Origin of the sequence: Mesobacillus stamsii (genome assembly GCF_030814065.1) — a bacterium.
In the GTDB taxonomy this organism is placed as follows: domain Bacteria; phylum Bacillota; class Bacilli; order Bacillales; family Cytobacillaceae; genus Mesobacillus; species Mesobacillus stamsii.
The window spans coordinates 1-21,449 of record NZ_JAUSUN010000001.1; the positions used below are offsets into that span (position 1 = coordinate 1).

The 21,449-nt window shown below is 40.3% G+C and carries 21 protein-coding genes; 6 read left to right on the forward strand and 15 right to left on the reverse strand.

The genetic code is table 11. The features are described 5' to 3' along the window. Positions 1-533 precede the first annotated feature (533 nt). Positions 534-1,097 carry a GNAT family N-acetyltransferase gene (locus J2S25_RS00005; protein WP_044391246.1) on the forward strand — a complete coding sequence of 188 codons (564 nt, stop codon included), beginning with the start codon at positions 534-536 and terminating at the stop codon, positions 1,095-1,097. A gap of 330 nt (positions 1,098-1,427) precedes the next feature. On the opposite strand, the gene J2S25_RS00010 is transcribed toward J2S25_RS00005, so the two are convergent. Then, positions 1,428-2,348: a DUF1002 domain-containing protein gene (locus J2S25_RS00010; RefSeq protein WP_307190905.1), complete on the reverse strand. Its 921-nt coding sequence runs from the start codon at positions 2,346-2,348 to the stop codon at positions 1,428-1,430. 251 nt (positions 2,349-2,599) lie between these two features. On the opposite strand from J2S25_RS00010, the gene J2S25_RS00015 reads away from it, so the two are divergent. Next, positions 2,600-3,121: a MerR family transcriptional regulator gene (locus J2S25_RS00015; protein WP_044394644.1), complete on the forward strand. Its 522-nt coding sequence runs from the start codon at positions 2,600-2,602 to the stop codon at positions 3,119-3,121. Between the two features lie 86 nt (positions 3,122-3,207). On the opposite strand, the gene J2S25_RS00020 is transcribed toward J2S25_RS00015, so the two are convergent. The 8 genes from J2S25_RS00020 to J2S25_RS00055 form a co-directional block, all read right to left on the reverse strand. Beyond that, complete coding sequence (locus tag J2S25_RS00020) at positions 3,208-3,408, reverse strand: cold-shock protein (protein ID WP_044394646.1); 201 nt, start codon at positions 3,406-3,408, stop codon at positions 3,208-3,210. An 88-nt stretch (positions 3,409-3,496) separates the two neighbouring features. Further along, entirely contained in the window at positions 3,497-4,729 is a 1,233-nt protein-coding gene (locus tag J2S25_RS00025; RefSeq protein WP_044394648.1) for a glutathionylspermidine synthase family protein, read from the reverse strand. 10 nt (positions 4,730-4,739) lie between these two features. Beyond that, complete coding sequence (locus tag J2S25_RS00030; RefSeq protein WP_307190906.1) at positions 4,740-5,204, reverse strand: RNA helicase; 465 nt, start codon at positions 5,202-5,204, stop codon at positions 4,740-4,742. A 14-nt stretch (positions 5,205-5,218) separates the two neighbouring features. Further along, the gene (locus tag J2S25_RS00035; RefSeq protein ID WP_241768515.1) at positions 5,219-5,623 is read right to left on the reverse strand and encodes a DUF350 domain-containing protein; all 405 of its coding nucleotides are present in this window, start codon (positions 5,621-5,623) and stop codon (positions 5,219-5,221) included. 12 nt (positions 5,624-5,635) lie between these two features. Then, a complete protein-coding gene (locus J2S25_RS00040) occupies positions 5,636-6,067 on the reverse strand; it encodes a hypothetical protein (protein WP_052807048.1) in 432 nt (143 codons plus the stop codon). A gap of 220 nt (positions 6,068-6,287) precedes the next feature. Beyond that, the gene (locus J2S25_RS00045) at positions 6,288-7,286 is read right to left on the reverse strand and encodes an NAD(P)H-dependent flavin oxidoreductase (protein WP_044394654.1); all 999 of its coding nucleotides are present in this window, start codon (positions 7,284-7,286) and stop codon (positions 6,288-6,290) included. A gap of 152 nt (positions 7,287-7,438) precedes the next feature. Further along, entirely contained in the window at positions 7,439-8,692 is a 1,254-nt protein-coding gene (locus J2S25_RS00050) for an MFS transporter (RefSeq protein ID WP_084221855.1), read from the reverse strand. A 178-nt stretch (positions 8,693-8,870) separates the two neighbouring features. Further along, complete coding sequence (locus J2S25_RS00055; RefSeq protein ID WP_044394656.1) at positions 8,871-9,104, reverse strand: hypothetical protein; 234 nt, start codon at positions 9,102-9,104, stop codon at positions 8,871-8,873. Between the two features lie 229 nt (positions 9,105-9,333). Between J2S25_RS00055 and corA the strand changes: the two genes are divergently transcribed. Further along, positions 9,334-10,284 carry a magnesium/cobalt transporter CorA gene (gene corA, locus J2S25_RS00060; protein ID WP_044394677.1) on the forward strand — a complete coding sequence of 317 codons (951 nt, stop codon included), beginning with the start codon at positions 9,334-9,336 and terminating at the stop codon, positions 10,282-10,284. 72 nt (positions 10,285-10,356) lie between these two features. Here corA and spoIIP read toward each other — a convergent pair whose 3' ends face one another. Then, entirely contained in the window at positions 10,357-11,487 is a 1,131-nt protein-coding gene (spoIIP, locus tag J2S25_RS00065) for a stage II sporulation protein P (protein WP_052807050.1), read from the reverse strand. 566 nt (positions 11,488-12,053) lie between these two features. After that, positions 12,054-12,992, reverse strand: a complete 939-nt coding sequence (locus tag J2S25_RS00070; protein ID WP_044394661.1) for a magnesium transporter CorA family protein — start codon at positions 12,990-12,992, stop codon at positions 12,054-12,056. Between the two features lie 437 nt (positions 12,993-13,429). On the opposite strand from J2S25_RS00070, the gene J2S25_RS00075 reads away from it, so the two are divergent. After that, a complete protein-coding gene (locus J2S25_RS00075; protein ID WP_044394663.1) occupies positions 13,430-13,828 on the forward strand; it encodes a hypothetical protein in 399 nt (132 codons plus the stop codon). 311 nt (positions 13,829-14,139) lie between these two features. Next, positions 14,140-16,248: a transglycosylase domain-containing protein gene (locus tag J2S25_RS00080; protein WP_044394665.1), complete on the forward strand. Its 2,109-nt coding sequence runs from the start codon at positions 14,140-14,142 to the stop codon at positions 16,246-16,248. A gap of 213 nt (positions 16,249-16,461) precedes the next feature. Here the strand turns inward: J2S25_RS00080 and J2S25_RS00085 are convergent, their stop codons facing one another. Both J2S25_RS00085 and J2S25_RS00090 read right to left on the reverse strand, forming a co-directional pair. Beyond that, positions 16,462-17,406, reverse strand: a complete 945-nt coding sequence (locus tag J2S25_RS00085; RefSeq protein WP_044394667.1) for an ABC transporter permease — start codon at positions 17,404-17,406, stop codon at positions 16,462-16,464. Continuing rightward, positions 17,403-18,344: an ABC transporter ATP-binding protein gene (locus J2S25_RS00090; protein WP_044394669.1), complete on the reverse strand. Its 942-nt coding sequence runs from the start codon at positions 18,342-18,344 to the stop codon at positions 17,403-17,405. Before J2S25_RS00090 ends, J2S25_RS00085 begins: the two co-directional genes overlap by 4 nt. Positions 18,345-18,541: 197 nt before the next feature. Here J2S25_RS00090 and J2S25_RS00095 point away from each other — a divergent pair, with 197 nt between their 5' ends. Further along, positions 18,542-18,694 carry a YpzG family protein gene (locus J2S25_RS00095; protein ID WP_084221856.1) on the forward strand — a complete coding sequence of 51 codons (153 nt, stop codon included), beginning with the start codon at positions 18,542-18,544 and terminating at the stop codon, positions 18,692-18,694. A 70-nt stretch (positions 18,695-18,764) separates the two neighbouring features. Here the strand turns inward: J2S25_RS00095 and J2S25_RS00100 are convergent, their stop codons facing one another. Together J2S25_RS00100 and J2S25_RS00105 are read right to left on the reverse strand one after the other, a co-directional pair. After that, positions 18,765-19,592, reverse strand: coding sequence for an undecaprenyl-diphosphate phosphatase (locus J2S25_RS00100; RefSeq protein ID WP_044394671.1), 828 nt, complete (start codon positions 19,590-19,592; stop codon positions 18,765-18,767). Positions 19,593-20,228: 636 nt separating this feature from the next. Continuing rightward, positions 20,229-21,263, reverse strand: coding sequence for a glycosyltransferase family 2 protein (locus tag J2S25_RS00105; RefSeq protein WP_044395517.1), 1,035 nt, complete (start codon positions 21,261-21,263; stop codon positions 20,229-20,231). Positions 21,264-21,449: the final 186 nt, after the last annotated feature.

A 21,449-nucleotide genomic window follows, 5' to 3' on the forward strand; every position in this document is an offset into this window, starting at 1 on the left:
TTCAGCTATCAACATCAAAAAGGAAGGATTAAGATTATTAGCGTTAGCATAGAAACAAAAACTCTTGGAACAAGAGGGTTAGCTCGGTCAGTTTTCGTTGGCTAGCAAAAGCAACGATAAGTCGAGAAGCCCCCACTTCAAGCGACCTGTAAGGGTGGTAAGTGGTGGGAGTAGTTCACAGTTCCTTTTTGCTTTTTGTCCATTATTTGTATTATTAGGTTTACTAGTTTTACAAGGGGGAATAATATAAGTAACAAAATGATGACAGGAGCGATTATTAATGATTACTACATTTGTATTACTTGGTGGAGCTTTCGCAATCGCCGCTGGACTCAATTTCTTTGCAGTTAATGAGAAAAATGCCTTTATAGATGATGAAGCAATGAACTAAAGTGGCGCTAACATAGCGTCTTTTTTTTGTGGAAATTTTGCAACTTTTATTGTATTTTGAAGCTGCTAGAGGAAATAATAGAATAAAAGAGAATTATATAAGGATAAGGCTAGCCTCATTTCGATGAAGGAGGTACCGATTTATGCAAAGTCCTGATTTATTGCCAGGAGAACAGGTTGTCCTATGCAAAGTGAAAGAAGATGATTTAGAAAAATGGTGGAGCCTCATCTATAATGATGAACATCCGGAATGGAAAAAATGGGATGCTCCTTATTATCCGTTGAGACATATTGAATATGAAAAATTCAGGGATCAAATGAGCAATTTGATACACCAGGGTTACGACCGAAAATACCTAATAAAAGTGGATAATGAAATAATTGGTATGGTCACTTACTATTGGGAACACGAATCTTCACAGTGGCTTGAATTCGGAATCGTCATCTATCTCCCTGAATTCTGGAATGGAGGATATGGAACGGATGCGCTTATAGTATGGATTCAACATCTGTTTGACACCTTCCCCATTCCCCGGATAGGCTTTACCACATGGTCTGGAAACGCCAGAATGTTGACTGTCGGCAAAAAATTAGGAATGGTGGAAGAGGCAAGAATCAGAAAGTGCCGCCTTTACAACGGAAAATACTATGATTCAATCAAAATGGGGTTATTAAGGGAAGAATGGGAAGCACGGGATCAGGGATAATCTCTTGATCCGACAAAATCTGTCGGTATTTATTTTAACGGATTTCCGTAAAAATAGGCACCAATGATGCCTATTGGTGACCTAATTTTGCGGATCGCCTCAAAATGGGGATCATTGGAGTGCCTGGCGTCATTCAGCTAAAATCATGAAAGATCTCACGCCTAAAGGATCCTCGACATATAATACTCGTCGAAAAATTGTCCATCCTTGAACATTGAACCCTTCTTCGTTCCCTCTATTTCAAATCCCATTCTTGTGTATAATGCGATGGCTCCTTTATTCTTTGTTACGACAGTTAGCCAAACTTTATTGCTTCAACAACCAAACGGTTTATGAAAAAAGGTTTTTGATGCTGTTAATAAGTTCCTTAAAGAAGTTGGAGACGGATTCCAGAAATCCTTTGTCGCCTACAGCTTCCTCAATCCTTTTCTGGATATCGCCCGAAATGGTTTCTAATTGGCTTTTCACATTGTCAAAGTTTATGTTTAGGTCGCGCATTTTATTGAACAGATCGACAAGTAACTGCCTGTCTTCAGGGCTAAGTTGAATTTCAAGAGTTTTTAACTTTTCATCAATTATTTTTTCGATTTCCTCTTTGGTTGCTGGATTTTGCTCGGCAATATCTTTCTTGATTTCTGTCAGGAGTTCGCTGACTTTATCCTGATCAAGGCCGTCTTTTTTCGCAAGGTTTGTCGCCAAGTTCAATTCCTGATTCGCTACTTCTGTGCGGTCCTTATTGAGTGCGGTTCCGTCCCCTTCATCATATGCCTTGTAAATTCCGACTAGCGCTGAATGTCCAGTAACTTTCACCGGGGAAACCACGTCTACGACTGCTTCTTCCACTCCAGCTGTTAACAGGGCGTTCGCATACATTTCATCCGTTACCTCTGTAATATTTTCTGGTGTAACCTGGTTAATAACGAGACCCTCTCCTGGATCCTTCCTGGTGATTTTTGCTGATGAGTACATGTTAGAATGCTCGTCACCGTCAATATAGTTCACTAGGTCTTTTCCGGTGACGATTATTTCTTTTACTTTCGTTGGATCTGTTACATCCAGCAGATCCCGAACCTCTTCTTTTTGTTTTTCAGTGAGAGCTTCACCATATACAACAATCGGAAGGCCGTATTTTTCATTAATCGCTTCCTCTTGATTCCCAGTGGAAGCAAAAGCTGGCACAGCAACGATAACTAGAGCAAAAATGAACAAACTAGCTGCCGCAACAAAATGTACTACGTATTTCGCCTTCATCCTATTTTTCTCCTTTTTTACATCTATTCAGTACATATATATGTACGATGAAAACAACAGAAAAGTTTCGTGTCTTCCCTATTAAATTCGTTTTCAACAAACAGTAGCTGTCTGATTTTTATTTCTTAATTATTCGGATTTGAGCATTTCATGTTGCTTCTTCACTACCTTTGCCGAAAGATAACTAGTTTTGTCATGTACGAAGGAATTGCCTAATGGAACAGCGAAGTTTTTTTATATGGAGGGATGATATGAATACAAATGCAGTCGCAAAGTTGCTAGGGGTGTCGCCAAGTACCATTCAGCGTTGGGTGAAACAGGCGAACCTTCAAATGGAACGTACGGAGCTGGGCCATTATCAATTTTCAGATGAAAGCATTGAAATCTTAAAAGATATCAAAGCTCAGCTTAATAGCGGTGTCTTGCTCCAAGATCTGAAAATAAAAGGGAGACAGCCAAGAAAAGCAACCGTAAAAGGAAGCTCAACCGAGATCGCCCTTGGATCTTTGGTAAGGCGAATGGAGGAATTTGATCAAAGGCTGGAAAGAAAGGCTGATGAAGTAGTCTCTTATCAAATTCTCCAGCACAGAAGAGAAATAGAGGAGCTTCAGAGCGAACTTTCCAATCTTAAATTGTTAATCACCAGCATGCAGGAAGCTGCCGCTCAAAGGGAAAATGACACAGCAATGGAAAGGACGGATTCCTTGGAGCCACTCTCCACTATAAGAAACTCTAAAAAGAAAAACTTCATGAGTGCTTTTTTTGGATTTTAAGCTCCGCACATCAAGGATGTTTTTTTTTTTTTGAAAAAAAACAGACCCCATAAGATGGAGTCTGAGTCTGTTGTGGATATCCTTAGTCAGATCTTCTGTACATTTGTCGCCTGCGGACCACGCTGGCCCTGCTCCACATCAAACGATACTTCTTGTCCTTCATCTAAAGATTTGTATCCTTCACCCTGGATTGCTGAGAAGTGAACGAACACATCTTCTCCACCTTCACGCTCAATGAATCCAAAGCCTTTTTCACTGTTAAACCATTTTACCTTGCCACGTTCCACGATTGTTGCCTCCTAGCGATTTAAGAAAATTGCAATTAACCTTGCCTGATTATTATATCCATTCATGATAATTTTAAACGTATCTTTGCTATTTTTTTATGCCTGCTGGTAAAAAGCATGATAGGTTGTTGGTAATCTTCCCCCCAACTCTGTAGCCAAAAGCGGACGGTTCTCCGGAGACAAGAAAACTTCCGATCAGGATATGACCGCATTTTATTCCACTCTCTGTCGCGTAATTTGCGCTAGGCAATTCGATATACTGCTGAAAAATTGATGGTAGATGATCGTAACTTTTCTGTTGCTCTTCTAAAATCAATTTTCCATTCGAATTGAAAATTTGGACGGTGTCTCCTTCTCTCCCGAAAATCGGTTTTTTTACATATGGCGTTTTTGTTTCGTGGAAATGATCTGCTTCCAAATACGTCGGCAAAAAGTATTGCTCGATCCATTGGTGCTCCTCTTTGCTGAAAAAAGGATGTTTGTTTTCATGCATCCCCCAAATCACTGCTTGAATTGCTTTATTTTGCAATAAGAATGCAGATGGAGGATTAACCACAGCAAGTTTTTTTGTTTCAATCAGCTCGATCAACCAGAGCCCGATTGGATTGTCTGAATCATCCTTATCGAGGATCATGCTTTCAATGGGATATGTCTGCCTGTACAAGATGTCGATCTTACGGCCATCTTCATCAAAAAGACCTTCTCCACGCTGGATTGTCAGTTTATCTAATGAAATAAACCTGGAAGGCAATCCGTACAATTCTTGTAAATATAAGACTGTGTTCTTGTCTTCGATATTTTCTTCATGTGCGGTAAAAACAATATAGGGCTCCACTTCAGACAGCCATTTAGCTGAACTCCCGATAGCATTCCTAACAGCTTTGGCAAGTTGTTTTTCCGTTGATTCATTGGGATTCCGATAGCCAAAGTCCTTTGCCACGAGTCCATTAACAAGGAACAATTCTTTAATAAAAGTGGGAGTATCGGCATTCATTTCAATGCATTTGTATGTAGCTTCCGTTTTAATAAGATCCAGTCTTGCAATGACACTTCCATGATTTAAGGTTTTCATCCGGAGAAAATCCAGTGTTTCATTCGGGAAACCCAATTCTAGTAAGGTATTGCTCTCCACGTTTCGTAGCAGGTCACAAATTTTGAAAAAAATGTTTCCAATCCGGTGCGTACAAACCCTAATTTCCTCCGCTTCCTCCTGGGTTATAGGAGCGATATCATATAAAGCGTATTCTTCTCCGTATAAATCAGGCCAGAAACTCTTGATTTCTCGATAAAAATTCCTTCGTCTTATTCGTTGGGTTTCCATGGAATACCTCCTATTCCATGGCGTTTTCTTGCAAATCTTGCACATATAAAACATATACTCCGCGATCCTCATCAATTTCCGTCGATTTTACTGCCATTTGGCCAATTTCCGGGATATCCGTGACATCCTTTAAAAGATAACGGATGACATCGAGATGGGTTTTGCATCCGACGGTGGAGAGCAATTTGTAATTGTCCCGTTCCTGATGCTTGCGGAATTCAACGTGAATCCCCAATCCCCGATAATTTTTCTCATCCATGCCGGAATAATTCCTTCCACGGTCCACTACAACTAGGATTTCATCTTCTCCGCTCATTTCATTTGAAACCAATTCATATTGGTTCCCTTTTATGACGAAATAGGTACATAACTGTCTGGCATAAAATTCATCGATGCCAACTGTTGCAGATGTATATTCATATAAAGGTTCGAAGTGTCCATTTCCTTCGTCGATAAAATAAGTCAGTTTTTTCATAGCTGTTTTCCCCCTTAATACGAAAGACTCTTGGAGACAATCCAGCCAACAGCGAGAGAAAGTGAAAAAAGAATGACCCCGACAGAACGATTATCTTCCTCAATTGCTGTTTGAAGACTAAACCTGATGGTGGCCATCTCAGCGACAAAAAAAACTAGGATTTGTGTAAAAATCCCGATAGATCCCCAAATAGCCATATCAAGGAGGGAAATGGAATATTCAGCCGCTGCCCCAAGGACAATGGCTAGTCCAAGCATTTTTCCGCCTAGCGAAAGAGCAGCCGCAACGTTTCTCTTGCCAATCAGCTCGAATTCTTTGATTTTAGGAGTAGCCAGAACAAATAAACCTACTCCTGCTGTCAGCATAAGCAATCCAAGCCCTAAGTATGAAGCAAAATTCAAATATAAATTATTCATCATCTGATCTCTCCCTTAGCCGCCAGTCGTGCTTCTTGACCCGCTTCCGAATCCCGAACTTCCCTTTGGCGAACTATTTTTAAAATTGCTGTCCAGTCTAGCTCCCTTAAATGAAGAGCTGTCCTTATATTTCATATAATCATTGCTCCTATAAAGCATAGAGCGGTTTGCAAAGAACATGCCTGCGAAAAAGTAATGGCCAAAGTATGAAGAACGTTGATCATCACATGACCATACTCCCTCCTTATCATCCCACTTCCAGTCACTACAATCTGTTCCTTCTGGTACAGGGGGAATATCTTGATCACCAGCAGCACTCCAATCCTGCCCGTTCCCTGCAGGAGATGACCCTTTGTCAGGAAGTGTTTGTTGATTATTGCATGCTGCTGCACTCATTAACAGCGCTGTTGCTGAAATCCCCGCCATCACCTTCTTTGTTTTGTTCAAATTTTTCACCTCTTTCTGTTCCATAACTGTATTTACGATAGCATGATCAAAAAGTTTCAGATTGGATATTCATCCTTCCTTTTATTATATACCAGAAAATGAATTTCTTATTGTGAAAAAGGTATCAACGCTGAAAGCCTTGATCGAGTCGCTCAAAAGATCAGCTTCCTATGTAGAAAATAGAAAAACCTACCTATAATAGGCAGGTAATATACTTTCACTAACTTCCAGTCATGGCTGCGAATTTGTCCGCTTTTCCGTTCAGCACTAATAAGGCTTCTTTATATTCAGCTTCTAACTGTTTGATAATCGCAGATGCAGGCTGAATTTCATTGATCGCCTCAACCCCTTGTCCTGCTGACCAGATATCTTTCCACGCTTTTGCATTTGTCTCTCTTTGCATAGAATCAAAATTTACACTGTCTTTTTTCTTAAGTGTTTCAGGGTTCAATCCGGCTTTTATAATACTTGGCTTAAGCATGTTTGCTTTCACTCCTGAAAAAGCATCGGTAAGGATAATGTCATCTTGGGTTGCATTAACTACCATATTTCTGTATTCGTCATTTGCCATGCTTTCCTCTGCAACAATAAATCTTGTCCCCATATAGGCTAAATCTGCACCAGCAGCCTGGGCAGCTAGGATGGACTTTCCGGTAGTGACCGCACCTGCCAGCACAATAATTCCGTTCCAAAAGGAGCGAACAGTATCAACAAACGCAAAGCTGTTCCATTCCCCGGCATGCCCACCAGCCCCATTGGCAACCAAAATAAGACCGTCTACTCCGGAGTCCACTGCCTTCCTGGCAAATTTCACATCGCTCACGTCAGAAAATACCAGCCCGCCATATTCATGCACAATGTCAACGACCTTTTTTGGACTTCCAAGAGAGGTAATGACAAGCCGCGGCTTATGTTTTCTTACTAATTCCATCTCATCTTCAAGCCGGCTGTATGTACTGTGAACGACCATATTCATGGCCCAAGGTGCAATCTTCCTTTCCGGTTCCCGATTTCTCGCATCTGCCAAATCTTCATTCAGTTTCCCCATCCATTCATCCAACACTTCAATTGGCCTGGCATTTGGAGCTGGAAAAGAACCTATCACTCCACTTTTACAACAAGCGCTTACAAGATCTGGCCCGGAAACAAGAAACATTGGTGCGGCTATTACGGGTACGGAAAGATTTTCCCACCAGCTTTCAGGTATCATATTACTCATAGAATCATCCCTTCTCAACGAGTCTTAATTTTCTGAATATAAGTATCATAATGTAATATATCCAATAAATCAATAAAGACAAGCATGGTTAAATAAAATCCCCCCCACGAATGGGAAGGATTTGTCAATTGCACTTTTCTTATTTTGACGATTTAGGATCTCTGAACAGATACTTTTGTGCACCTATAATTTCTCTGCTTTTTCATGTAATAGTAAAATCCTAAAAATACAGCACCGCTGACCAAACGCATCCCAGCCGAAAGGTTCATAGCAGTTTGAATCGAACTGAACTGCAGCAAATAAACACCTGCCTGAGGAGCAACAAAACCAATGACCGCCAGATTGATATTGTACTGAGCAATAAAGCTACTGCGATTCTCCTCTAGTGTAACTTCGAGCAATTGGTTGAATAACAATAAGACTGTTCCCGAAACAAACAACCCCGAAGTAAAATTCACGATAGTCAAATAATACATATTAGTAGACAAAATCGTTAAAAATGGAGCAGTTGCCATGCCTATAGCTGTAATCGCCAGCATCTTAGAATTGCTGTGCTTATCAGCCATCCTTCCCCACCACTTGAAACTGATGATTTGCCCAACTGAATTTGCCACTGTAATGATACTAATCCAAAATCCACTCATATGAGCAATCTTTATATTATAAATGTTGAACAGTGGCCAAGCCATCTGCCAGGCAAAGTTGAAAAATAATCCGCATACAAGAAAATAGATAAACGATTTATGTTTATAGGCGTCCCAGCCAAAATTCACTCGTTTTATTTCTTTTTTTCCTTCTTTTTCCGGTTCAATATGTTTATTCAAATAAAAAACTTCCACAAGGCCAAAGAAGAAAGCGAGAATAAACAGGATCTGATATGGCAATGGATTGGTTTTATCAAACCATTGAAGTCCGATACCGATCACCAATGTAGTGAACATGCCAGCAATCGTCAATAATCTGTTTCTCTCACTGAAAAAACTGCTTCTTCTGTTATCAGAAATAAGGTCTCCAATAAATGACTGCCAGCTGAGCATGGCAAATGAGCCTGGAAGATTCATCAGACCGATTAAAATAACAAACGTCCATGCCCTGTACTCCACAGGCAGGTAAATGACCAGGAACATCGCAAGCAAAAACAAGCGTGTGAATAAAATGGATAATCCAGTGAACCGCTTCTTTCCTTTTAACCTGCTCATGATCGCGGTTCCGAGAAACATCGCGAACATCCCAACGATTTGCGGCAAGGAACTGATCAAACCGACTTGGTAATTCGTCGCACCAAGAACACCGATTGCGAAAAGAGCAAAGTAATTATTGCTCATGCTCGTAACAATCGTCGCAGCCACACCATTTAAGATACTATTTTTCTCATTCCGCATTGCCAGTTCAGAAAGACTTTGCATCTCTTTTTCCTCTTTCAAATGATTCAAATTATTTTGTATATCGAAATATCCACCTAATTTTACTCCTTCTGTTTTTTACTGGCAATAAGAATTTTAGCTACTATATAAACAAAGAGTATTCTGTAAATTTATTTTACTACGTAAGAAAAACCGGGCGCAGTTAGCCCGGTTTTTCTTATTAAACGTTTTTCAAGATCAGATTCAATCTGTTGTTTCGTTGATTTCTTTCCTCTTCGGCGGCAAGGTCATACTTTTTCAGCAAATGAAATACTTCATTCAAGATTTCCTGCGTATGTTCTTCCTCGAGAAAATTGTTGAATGAAGCTTGAATATCCTGTGGCAGGAATTCCTTCTGAGACTCGTACTTCTTTTGGACATCTTCCTTGCTGTGATCGATTTTGCATTCTCCCATTTCAAAATCCCTCCTCCATGGTAGCATACCAGACTGATACTTCGATTTTCTAGTCATTTTATTCCTTGATGGCATTTCCGAAAATATTTTGGATCATTTGATGATGCAAAACCGATCGAACTTTACCGCCCCTCCCTTTCAAAATTTAAACTATAGGTGCTTTTAGCTTTGCTTCCTGTTCGCCTTTGTTATTATAATAAGAAGAAAAGCCTATATGCAGGGAGATTTTATGATACAAACAATGTCAGTAAGTCATTCTGGACAGATCCAAATTGGCAAAAGTATCGAAGCAATGCTATCTGAAAAGGATAAATGGTATTGGATCGATTTTCATGCACCCACAGAGGAGGAGGTAGAGCTATTACAAACCCCGCTTCGGTTCCATCCATTATCGATTGAAGACTGTACCCACACTTTACAAAGACCAAAGCTCGATTATTATGATGATTATCATTTTTTTATCTTTCAGAATTTAAATCCCGGAGTCGTGCAAGGGGAAGAGATTGATGTGTTCCTCGGCCCCAACTATATCGTCACCTACCACAATAATCATTCAAGTGAAGTGGCAGAAGTCTGGAAAAGATTAGAGCAGGCAAACACGACAAGAGAGTGGAACCCGTCGACTGTTCTTTATCATGTTTTGGATAAAATAGTTGATAACTTTTTCCCGCATGTCGATCGTATCGAGGATCTATTAAACGAAATAGACGAAAATACCGCTGAACGATCAACGGAGGAGTTGCTCAACGATCTGTTTGATACAAGGCATCAACTGCTCTCCCTTCGTCATACTATTACCCCAATGAGAGATTTGGTATACAGGATGATCAATTCACATCATCTCTCTGGTGTCCTTGAGCGAAAAGAATATTTTGCCGACATCCATGATCATTTACTGAGGCTGGCTGAAAAGGTAGAAGCAAGTCGCGAGTTGACAACAGATATTCGCGATAGCTATTTATCCATGAACTCTCATGAAACAAATCGAGTGATGAAGGTTCTAACCGTTATTACAACCATTTTCATGCCTCTTACCTTCATTGCCGGAGTTTACGGAATGAACTTTGAGAACATGCCGGAGCTCTCCTGGGAATTTGGTTATTTTGGAGCTTTAACCGCCATGTTTACCATTGGAATAACCATGTTCCTGTTGTTCAGAAAAAAAGGCTGGTTTAAATAAACGCAAAAACCATTGAAGTCGTTCCTTCAATGGTTTTGGTTTTTTCGACGACTTGTATATATAGATTTCTGATCAACCATTCACTTCTTCCGCTTTCCAATATATCTGGCTGATTGCCTCTGCTAATGCTTCGACCGTATTTTTTAATTCTTTCATATTATTATCGACGCCACCAACCTCTACTACCAGTGAATTAGGATTCAAATCCTGATTGTAAATCCCATCTACCCCAACACCCTTTTTCGGCAAAACACCTTTGCTTATTCCTGGGTATTGCTTATTAAGGATTTTATGAAGCTCATTCGCAAACTGGAGATTTTTTTGAAAATTTTTGTTTTCCTCCCCAATGACAAGCACAATTCTCGCATATGGTTGATTGTTTATAACCGTGGTTGTTGAATCCTTTCTAACTGAATCACGATGCAGATCAATGAAATAGTTCAGTTTTTGATTGCCTGCCATCGCTTTTTGGACGAGCGAACGGGAAATTTCATAAGACCTAGGAGTAAGCCATCCTTTTTCATCTAACATCAAGCCAATATTCGTCTTATCCACACTAGCCCCTACGCCACGTTTTTCCAATTCTTGTCCGAGCAATTCCCCTACTACCGTAATATTAGTCTTGCCATCAACAGCTTCATTTTCATTCTCCGCACCCTCCATGCCAAGCAATGGCAAGTAAGATTCCCAACTATGGGTATGGTAAATGAAAACAGCTTTTTCCGATGGGGAAGAACCCGAATACACCTTGCCATTATTCAGTTCCTTCAGTTCCTTCGCAGCCATATTCCTTTCCTGCAAAAGGACATCCATAGGAGGCGCTGATTCAACCGGGATATCCGTAAAATCTACCCCGTCTTCTGCAATAATGAAATTAGAATCAAAGGCCATGAACCCTGGAAGCTCGCTTCTAATCAGGCTCCTAATATCCTTCATCTCCACGTTTGTAAGCAACTGGAACCCCGTAGAAAAAATTGGGAAGTCCATATTTGCACCTGTTAAAGCATGTCCTATAAGCGGATTCTCATAACCGATAATCCGCAGAAAAACCTCTGCACCGATATCACCGTTCACTTTGAACTTAAAAAAACTGATATTAGAAGAGGATAAAAGACCTGCCATCACAAACAAACTTGTTGTGCAGATCAGAATGGCGAAAACCAACAATATTTTCCTGTAAATTCGCATTAATATCCTGGACATTCCATCACCCTTTTGCATGCGTAAGAAATTCTTTTAATCCATGAATATGTCAAAAAAAAGTTTTTAGACTAAAAAACGCCTGAACCTATGTCCAGACGTTGTTTTTACGGATGAATGAATTTCATTATTTTAATCCCTTACGCTTCAAGGCTTTCAAGACATGAAAAAAGGAGTACCTCCCCAAATATCGAATTAGTTAAGTACGACCCAAACTATTCGAAAGCGGAGGTGACTCCCACATCCGTCAGGGAGCACTTCTACCGTATGACAGCTATGATAAGAAATACAAATCCCTAAAATATACCCGTCCAAGAGAGTGCGAATCAATGAAAAACCAGTTGATTGGAGTGGAAGGCGCGAAGACTCCTGCGGGATCAGACGGACAGGTGAGACCCCGCAGGAGCGAAGCGACGAGGAGGCTCAGCGCCGGCCCCGCGGAAAGCGAAGCGCCTGGAGCGCAAATCAACTACCTCGTTTAAAGACCAAATTTTAAAAAAGTGCATTTTTAAAATCAGGGCCACTCTAAACTATTTTTTAAAAAGCAATTATGAAATTGATTCGGATACTTAAAAATATCTTTTTTTCCAGAAGATGAAGGCTGTGAGCCCCGCCAACAGCACGGCCATGCTAATAGCCAGGAAAAACGCATGTGGGCTATGCTGAAACGGAAGGTCCACGTTCATCCCATAAAAGCTTGCTACCATTGTTGGGAACGACAGGATAATGGTGATAGAAGTCAAAAACTTCATCACCATATTCAGATTATTGGAAATGATAGAGGCAAACGCATCCATCATCCCGCTTAAAATGGAGCTGTATGTTTCAGCCATTTCAATCGCTTGTGTATTTTCGATGATGACATCCTCTAATAAATCCTTGTCTTCTTCATACATTTTTAAAAAATGAAAGCGCATGATTTTCGCGAGCACAACCTTGTTGGATTTCAAAGAAGTAGTGAAGTATACCAGACTCTTTTCGAGAGCAAGGAAGGCATATAATTCCTTGTTTTTCATCGACTGATGCAGTTCCCGCTCTATTTCATTCGTCTTTTTATTAATTTGTTTCAAATATCGCAAATAGTAAATGGAAATAACATACAGAATTTGCAGAGCAAATCGTGTTTTTTTGAATGTAAAGAATTCCTTCACCCTGTTATTGCGAAATTCTTCCAATACTGGTGTTTCATTTAGAGAAACCGTAATAATGCAGTTGGATGTTTGGATAATGCCTATAGGGATCGTTTCATAAACAGGAAAACCTGCTTCGTCATGAGTAATATATGGATAGTCAACAATGATATAAACATTGTCATCTTCTTTCTCAATTCGCGGACGTTCTTCGTCATCAAGGGCATCTCTAATAAAATCAACTGCTATTCCCGTTTCTTTTGCTACTCTCAAAATTTCATCCTCAGAAGGATGCACCATATTGATCCAGCAGCCTTTTGAGATTTCTTCAACAAGTGATAAATGTCTATCTTCCTTACTTTTGTATATCTCTAACATTTTCTCCACCTCCTCTTTTAACTGAGGAAGTCAATTACCGTTTATAAGAGTTGATCGTCTTCCAGATTCATTAGCATCAAATCTACTAGATTATCGACTTCCCCGCGCCTATCGGGATCAGGTTCTATTGAATAACCCAAAGATACCAACTCCTCTCTTTTTTCACCTCTTACATATTACTCCTGACTGCGGTAAAGCACAATGCTATTTTTCAAGAAGGGGGTATGTCGTCGTTTCCCTACTAACTTGAAAAAAGGATGCTTGAATTTATGGGCACATACGGCCTCTTATGTGACAATAAATCAGATATTCTCACATAACACATTATTGCTTAAAAGCAAGACGAAAAAAAGTATTGACAATATACCAATAGGGGTATATATTATAAACATATCACGAATACCCCATTGGGTATAAATTAGGGAGGAAACAAATATATGATGAATAGAATCGCAAAAATGGTTATCGCACTTGCACTTGTTGTTTCCATGTTAGCTATTGGTGGTGTCAGCCAGCAAAAAGCTAAAGCAGCCACTACTGCTGCGGATGTGTTGGTAACTGTCGGCCAAATGGGTGCAGACTCTTATTCACAAACTTTGGATGGCGTTTTATATACAGTTGATTCAATCGGTTTAATGGCGGACCGAATTCTGTGGACGGAACAGCAAATCGGGTTCATGGCGGACCGGATCGTCTATGTAACTGAATTCTCACAAGACAATACCATCAAAGTGATCTACATGGCTACGGCTTTATGGCCAACCGGAACACAAGACGGAGGCTACACTTACCAAGTTTCCTTAATGCCTGTAGCCATGCTTCCAGCAGGATGGTAATTGAATACAAAAGGCGAACCCATAGCGGTTCGCCTTTTTTTATAGGTGAATTTTGATTTTGCCTTTTTAACTACCATGGTTCCTTTCGGATTTTGTTTCCCTGATTTTGCATACTCAGAACAAATCAAAATGGCTCCAGCTTTTCCGCAACTGAAAAAATATATATAATGAATAAAAGATAAATGAGTCTATATTTATCTTTTACAGCTTCCAGCCAGCTAAAGTAGTCAAAAAACCAAGCTTTTTTAAAAATTTTCACCCCTGTAAATATATATCTAATTCCTTATCATTCGTTAAAAGGAGAAATGGTCATGCAACTGGTGCAACGACTATGGGAGGCTATTGTCCGATTTTGGAAAAGACGCCATCTGACACAAATTCTGTTATTAAGCTTATTGGTATTTACATTGCTGGCCATTCTTTGGTTTGCCTTTATTGCCAGCAGGGCAAATGTCCAGACATTAAAGGATGGATTAAGCCAGGCGACTACAATCTATGATAAAAATGGAGAGGAGGCCAGCATACTTGCAACAAATCGAACTGGCGGGGTCCCTATTGAAGAGATGCCTAAGCATGTTCCGAATGCGGTAATCGCAATTGAAGATGAGCGATTTTACGAGCATAATGGTTTTGATATCAAGGGAATCGCGCGTGCATTCTTCGGAAACTTGTTTGCTGGACAGATTACCGGAGGCGGTAGTACGCTGACTCAGCAGCTGACAAAAAATGCCCTGCTTTCTTCTGAACGAACTTATAAACGTAAAGTGGAAGAACTTTTTCTTGCGGTAGAACTTGAAAAGGTATATGAAAAAGACGAAATTATGGAAATGTATCTGAATCAGGTTTATTTCGGCAGCGGTGCATTCGGGATCAATAATGCCAGCAAGAAGTATTTTGCGAAAGAGATTCAGGATGTGACGATTAGTGAAGCGGCTATGCTCGCTGGTTTGCTGAAAGCTCCTTCTGCACTTGATCCCTACAATAATTACGAGGCTGCCATCCAGCGCAGGAATGTGGTTCTCGCAAAAATGAACGAATTAGCGATGATAACGGATAAGGAGTTTACACAAGCAAAGGCCGAGGAGATACAATTAGAAGACGGCGGCGGGTCACTTGCGGATCGTAAATATCCTTCCTATGTCGACGCCGTATTAGATGAAGCAACCAGCATATATGGACTGACACAGGATGAAATCATGACAAGAGGCTACAGGATTTACACAGAACTAGACCAGAATATCCAATCCGGTTTGGAAAAGGTATACCAGCAGGATTCCCTATTTCCTGATCGGACAAGGGATGTAATGGTACAAAGCGGATCCGTGCTGCTTGACCCTAAAAGCGGCGGAGTCCGAGCACTGATCGGCGGCCGTGGTGAAAAAGTCTTCCGCGGGTTTAACCGCGCAACACATTTAAAGGCTCAGCCAGGCTCGACCATGAAACCTCTGGCAGTTTACACCCCTGCATTAGAAGAAGGATACGAGTATGATTCAATGCTGGTAGACAAAAAGATGAGCTTTGAAAATTATAGTCCCAAAAACTTCTCAGATACTTACAAAGGAGAAGTTCCAATGTATGAGGCCATTGAAAATTCCATTAACCTTCCTGCAGTCTGGCTCCTAAATGAAATTGGTTTAGATAAAGGAATTGATGCTGTCATGAGGTTTGGCATCCAGGTTAAGAAAGAAGACCAGAATCTGGCGCTTGCTTTAGGTGGAATGCATAACGGAGTTTCCCCTCTTAAGATGGCGGAAGCTTACTCCGTATTTCCAAATGGTGGGACACGAGAAGATGGACATTTGATTACGAAAATTGTTGGTCCTACAGGAAAAGTCATCGCCGAGCATGATGGCTCTACCACTCGTGTAACATCTAAGTCTGTGGCAAATAAGATGACATCTATGCTGTTGAATGTAGTGGAAACAGGCACGGGAAAGGGAACCTATATAAAAGGAGTCGATCTAGCTGGAAAAACAGGTTCCACACAGCTTCCTTATGCAGATATCGATGGTACAAAAGATCAATGGTTTGTTGGTTACACCCCAAATATCGTCGGTGCAGTCTGGCTTGGATATGATCAAACCGATCGCAAGCATTATTTATCCAGCAGTAGCTCAAAAGATGTGGTTCCTTTGTTTAGAGCCATAATGGAAGAAACCTTGCCTCATGTAAAACAAGCGGAATTTCCAGTGAAATCAATCAATGAGAGCAACTCCCGAGGGTTTGAACAAACCGAAAAGGCACTTAAGGAACGAGCAGACAAACTGGAAAAAGAATTAAAAGCTCGTGCAGGCCAGGTTGAAGAAAAATTGAAAGAGGAAGCACCAAAGTGGAAAAAGGTTTTTGAACAAATGCAAGAGGATGCAGGGAAAGTCAGCGATCATGTTATAGATAAATTACGTGAATGGAAAGGACAGTAAAATAAGGAAGAGAGCGGCTTTGAAGAGCTGCTCTCATTTTTTGTTTCTTCAAAGGATCTTAGATAAATACAAGTATCCCACAAATCACCTCAACGGAAACGGAATCTTTTTTCAATATACCGTCTAGGGAAAATTCTGATTTTCCGGTAATGCTTTTCCTATTTAAAGAATCCTGTCATTTCAATCCTGCGGTCTTTCAATTGTTATACCCCTCTATATGCTAATATCCCTCTTTTGGAAAAAGAAAAAGGTTAGCATCATAAATATTGCATAGTAAACAGCGAGTATGGACAGGGATACTGGCAGGGTTATGTCCTGTAGGATCCTTTCCTGAAGAGCATAAACTGTCAAATCCAGATGGGGAAAAATTAAAAATTTTGCCCAAGTATATTTGTCAGCAAGCATCAGGATGATGCCACCCAAAGTAGACGAAAAGAAAAGGACAAAAATACCGATGCCAACGGAAATAGCCTGGTTTTTGAATAACGTAGATAGCATGAATGCGATCGTCATGATCATCAGCAGGCTCGGAATGAAGTAAAGCATTTTCAAAAGGAATTGCTCCCCTACAATTGCGACCTTTCTTCCTTCTAATGTGATTTCAAAAATTTTCATGTTAAAATCACCGTTTCCAAATAGAACCAAACCAATTATATATCCTGAAACGATCAACGTAAGGACCAATATCAATGCATAGAGGATGACGGCTATATACTTGGACAGCAGGATTCTCCATCTCTGGTGCGGGCGGATCAGTAATTGCTTTATCGTTCCATCAGAGAATTCTGCCGCAACATTGGCACTTCCTACAACAACTACAAAGAGTGTCACTAAAGAACTGACACCAACAACGACATCATTCATAAAGTGCCAGTTAGTCTTGGCATTTGGATTGATGTCCTCATCCAAAAACTCCTTTGTCTGATCAATTTGGTTTTGAATCATTCCTTTTTCCTCTTCAGAAGCGGATGCCTTTTGGTTTTCAAGCATGGCGATTTCTGCCTCGGTATCCTGGCGCCAATTCGGATTGGGCTCGGCACTGAACTTCATATAAATAATTCCGGCAATTAAAACAGCCAAAACAATAATTGCGATATAAATCCAGCTTGCCACTTTTCCGAAGATCTTCATTAATTCATTTTGGATTAAACCAATCATGTCGTTTGCTCCTTTCGATCTTTATTGGTGATTTCTAAGAAGCGATCTTCCAACGTTGCTTTCACATTCATTATCTCGAAAACATCAATATTGTTTTCGACGAAGAGCTTATTAAAGGACGGTATCTTGTCTTTTCTCAACGATAAGGTTAGTCGGGAGCCTTCTTTTGAAGTCACTTTAATGTCAGGCATGTGCTCTGCTAGCAACTTGGCCGCTATGATTGGGTCTGAAATTTCCACAATAACTGTTTTCGGCTTTTCTGCTTCTGACGCGTCATTTTCGTGCATCGATGAGATATGTATGAGCTTTCCATGTTCAATGATCGCGAATCGGTCACACATCAACTGCATTTCAGACAATAAATGTGAAGAAACCAATACGGAAGTTCCCTGACTGGTAAGGAACCGCAAATAATCACGAAATTCTCTGATTCCCTGGGGATCAAGTCCATTTGTCGGTTCATCTAAAATTAAGATGGTAGGCTTATGCAGAATGGCTTGTGCGACTCCAAGACGCTGACGCATTCCTAGAGAATAGGTACGAACTTTATCATGGATTGCTTTTTCCAATCCGACCAGTTTGGTGACTTCATTGATTCGCTCGTCGCTTACCTCCCCAAGGGCCATGCGCGCATAATGCCTTAAATTTTTGAAGCCACTCAGATATTTGTAAAACTCCGGGTTTTCTACGATTGCACCCAGTTCATTCATAGCTGCCGTAAAGGAATTGTCTAGATCCTTCCCGTTCACAAGCACTGTCCCACCTGTGCGGTTGATCAAGCTGACAATCATACGGATAATGGTTGTCTTTCCTGCGCCATTTGGACCAAGGAGTCCAAATATCTCGCCTTTTTCTACTTGAAAGCTGACGTCATTCACGATTGTTTTTTTACCAATTGTCTTGGTCAGTGACTTTACTTCTAATGCAAACTGCACGATAGAATCTCCTCTCTTCCTAAAAAATACTTTCTTCCACTGTTTAATACGAAAAATATTGTAAAAAGTTACAAATTAGAGTGAAAAGAATCTCCTGGCTTCTGAAAGACCAGTATAATGCCCATTCATAATACAAACGATATAAATGATATTCAAAGTGAATATCCTGTGTTTCAAAAATCCAATCATGAGGTGATTGTATGAGTTACAAAGATCAATTGGATCCACACTCACAACTATTCCACCACACTTGGACAAGGCGGAAGCATACCAATTCGCAGGTGAATGGGGAAACCCAGATAACCAAAAACACGATCCTTGCAAGAAGTAATGCGAAAGCCCACCGTTTTTGATTTTTGAAACCAATAAGAAAAAGACGCTCTGAGCGTCTTTTTCTTATGATAATATCTGACTTTTTCAGATTTAAAAAAAGATAAAATAGATTACACCAGCTAAAATAATTCGATAGATCGCAAATGGCAGCAATTTAATTGTATTGATCAGTTTAAGGAAGAATCGAATGAACAATAAAGCGAATAAAAAGGCACTAATGAATCCTACCGTGAAAAACGGCAGGGCATCGACGGTAAAATACTGCCAATTTTTCAATAAAGATATTGCACTTGCACCAAGCATGATTGGTACGGCCATAATAAAGGTAAAATCAGAAGCGGCACGGTGACTTAAACCAAGCAACACCCCTCCTGCAATCGTTGAACCAGATCTTGAAAAGCCTGGCCATAAACCAAGACATTGAAATAATCCAACGCCCAGCGCCTGCTTATAGCTGATTTGGTCGACATCATCCATTTTAATCACCCCGGAGTGCAAGCGGTCGGCAATGATCATTAGGATGGCTCCGATTACTAAACCAATTATTACTGTCTCCACAGAGAATAAATGCTTATCAATATAATCCTCGAATAAAACTCCTAATATTCCTGCCGGTATCAATCCGACAATTACTTTGGAAAGACTGAGTCTTCCTCTGGAATCCGCGATGGAGACCCCTTTTTTTAGGCCAAGCAGGTTCATGAATCGATCCTTAAAGACGATCACTACGGCAAGTATAGAACCTAATTGAATGACCACTTTAAATGTATTGGCCACAGGTTCTGTAAAAATTTCTTTAGAATGCAGCAGAAGGTCATCGACAATAATCAAATGTCCTGTAGATGAAACAGGCGCAAATTCGGTTAACCCTTCCACTAGACCGAGTATGAATGCTACAAACAATTCCCAGATATCCATTTAATGCTTGCTCCTTTTAAAATATAGATGTTGCATTTTGCCCAACTGCTCGAAAGCAGAAAGCACTCTTTCAGTTTTATCTCTAATCGGCTATATAGTCAATAAGAAAAACCGGGCAAACTGCGCCCGGTCCTTTTTTGGGTTTGGCTGATAATCGATTTCCACCAGAAACTCGCTTTCCGCGGGGCGACAGGTGAGCCTCCCCTCGCTTCTCTCAAAACTTTCCGATAGCAACCGAGCCTATCACCATCCAAATAAATAATTTCATCCCAAACCATCACAGGATCGGTTTTTTTGATAAGAACATAGAACCTGTCAAAATAACGGGGCTTTCTTGACAACTTTTCGTTCTACATCCTCAAACCTGTCAAAATAAATTTGTCCAGCACTAGCACATAGCCCAACGCTTAGGCAAGCCGTTTGCCGCTAACTCCTCGAGACGTTTTTCTCCTTCGTGCCATCAACAAAAAAGATTTGTTTAAGAATATTTGGCTCCATGCCTCGATTTTCCCACAATTACAAAAAAGGGTAAACATATAAATTCTGATATTATAAAAAGCTTTAAGAGCTGCATTTTATCTTCTTAAAAAACAAATAGTTCTTATACAAAACGGTGTCCGCACAATATTCAGCTGACTAATGGTTCTCCGATAGTTTCTGCTTTTCAAGGATTTGTTCGTACCCGTGCTGCTCCACGTTCCCGATTTTTTTTGATATCGGCAGATTGAGCAGGTCAACATCGACAATATATTTTGGCCGGCGCTTTGTTTCCTTGTAGATTTTCCCAATATATTCTCCGACCAAACCGATGGCTATTAACTGTAAGCCTCCAATTAGCCATATCGATGTGATCAAGGAAGTCCATCCTAGCTCCGTTTTTCCAAAAAACTTTAAAATTAAAAAATAGATTCCAAATAACAAACTGATCATAAAAGAGAGAAACCCGACAAGCAAAACAAGCCTGATGGGAGTGACCGAAAATGAGGTTATTCCATCAAAGGCAAAGGCAAGCATTTTTTTTAATGGGTATTTTGTTTCCCCAGCAAGCCTCTCGTTTCTGTCATAATAGACATTTGCCGAGTTGAAACCGATTAACGGAACAATTCCTCGTAAGAACATATTACACTCTGCAAATTGTTCTAATTCATTAACCGCTCGCCTGCTCATTAAACGAAAGTCAGCATGGTTAAAGATCAATTTTACTCCAAGCTTGTCCATTAGCTTATAAAAGCCCTCTGCCGTAAAACGCTTGAAGAACGTATCCGACTCCCTGCTGCTTCTGACACCGTAGACAATTTCGTAGCCTTCCATGTATTTTCTTACCATCTCATTGATGGCATCGATATCGTCCTGAAGATCTGCATCAATACTTATGAGACAATCTGAAGAATTTTTTGCAGCAAAAAGACCTGCTAGCAAGGCATTCTGGTGTCCTGCATTTTTGGAAAGCTTCAATCCTTTTATAAATTCATTGCTTAGGCTAGCTTTGTAAATCAATTTCCATGTATTGTCTATGCTACCGTCATCAACAAACAATATTTTACTGTTTTTCGATACGATGTTTTCGTGTATCATTTGCTCCACTTTTGTCGCTAGCTGTTCCATGGTTTCTGCTAGCACCTCCTGCTCATTGTAGCAGGGAACGATAATCGATAAAATCGGCAAATTCATGGATGGACCTCCTTAGTGTTAGACAACCTGACTAGGCGCTCGTTTCTGACGTGAAAATGGCATCAAGCGTTCAATTATTCATGAGTGCATGATCAATGTCAGACACGTAGAAATATGTATTTTCCCCATAATATTGAAATTCACATACTTGAGTGATGTATTTTCTTGGTTCGTCTTTTTAAGATT

What these genes read in the sequence shown, in the direction of transcription:
- J2S25_RS00085 (WP_044394667.1), bottom strand. Translation starts at nt 17,406, where the DNA reads ATGATTGGTTTAATCCAAAATGAATTAATGAAGATCTTCGGAAAAGTG.
- J2S25_RS00070 (WP_044394661.1), bottom strand. Translation starts at nt 12,992, where the DNA reads ATGTTAGAGATATACAAAAGTAAGGAAGATAGACATTTATCACTTGTT.
- J2S25_RS00050 (WP_084221855.1), bottom strand. Translation starts at nt 8,692, where the DNA reads ATGCAAAGTCTTTCTGAACTGGCAATGCGGAATGAGAAAAATAGTATC.
- J2S25_RS00075 (WP_044394663.1), top strand. Translation starts at nt 13,430, where the DNA reads ATGATGAATAGAATCGCAAAAATGGTTATCGCACTTGCACTTGTTGTT.
- J2S25_RS00005 (WP_044391246.1), top strand. Translation starts at nt 534, where the DNA reads ATGCAAAGTCCTGATTTATTGCCAGGAGAACAGGTTGTCCTATGCAAA.
- corA (WP_044394677.1), top strand. Translation starts at nt 9,334, where the DNA reads ATGATACAAACAATGTCAGTAAGTCATTCTGGACAGATCCAAATTGGC.
- J2S25_RS00080 (WP_044394665.1), top strand. Translation starts at nt 14,140, where the DNA reads ATGCAACTGGTGCAACGACTATGGGAGGCTATTGTCCGATTTTGGAAA.
- J2S25_RS00035 (WP_241768515.1), bottom strand. Translation starts at nt 5,623, where the DNA reads ATGATGAATAATTTATATTTGAATTTTGCTTCATACTTAGGGCTTGGA.
- J2S25_RS00100 (WP_044394671.1), bottom strand. Translation starts at nt 19,592, where the DNA reads ATGGATATCTGGGAATTGTTTGTAGCATTCATACTCGGTCTAGTGGAA.
- J2S25_RS00030 (WP_307190906.1), bottom strand. Translation starts at nt 5,204, where the DNA reads ATGAAAAAACTGACTTATTTTATCGACGAAGGAAATGGACACTTCGAA.
- J2S25_RS00015 (WP_044394644.1), top strand. Translation starts at nt 2,600, where the DNA reads ATGAATACAAATGCAGTCGCAAAGTTGCTAGGGGTGTCGCCAAGTACC.
- J2S25_RS00055 (WP_044394656.1), bottom strand. Translation starts at nt 9,104, where the DNA reads ATGGGAGAATGCAAAATCGATCACAGCAAGGAAGATGTCCAAAAGAAG.
- J2S25_RS00010 (WP_307190905.1), bottom strand. Translation starts at nt 2,348, where the DNA reads ATGAAGGCGAAATACGTAGTACATTTTGTTGCGGCAGCTAGTTTGTTC.
- J2S25_RS00025 (WP_044394648.1), bottom strand. Translation starts at nt 4,729, where the DNA reads ATGGAAACCCAACGAATAAGACGAAGGAATTTTTATCGAGAAATCAAG.
- spoIIP (WP_052807050.1), bottom strand. Translation starts at nt 11,487, where the DNA reads ATGTCCAGGATATTAATGCGAATTTACAGGAAAATATTGTTGGTTTTC.
- J2S25_RS00105 (WP_044395517.1), bottom strand. Translation starts at nt 21,263, where the DNA reads ATGAATTTGCCGATTTTATCGATTATCGTTCCCTGCTACAATGAGCAG.
- J2S25_RS00045 (WP_044394654.1), bottom strand. Translation starts at nt 7,286, where the DNA reads ATGAGTAATATGATACCTGAAAGCTGGTGGGAAAATCTTTCCGTACCC.
- J2S25_RS00095 (WP_084221856.1), top strand. Translation starts at nt 18,542, where the DNA reads ATGAGTTACAAAGATCAATTGGATCCACACTCACAACTATTCCACCAC.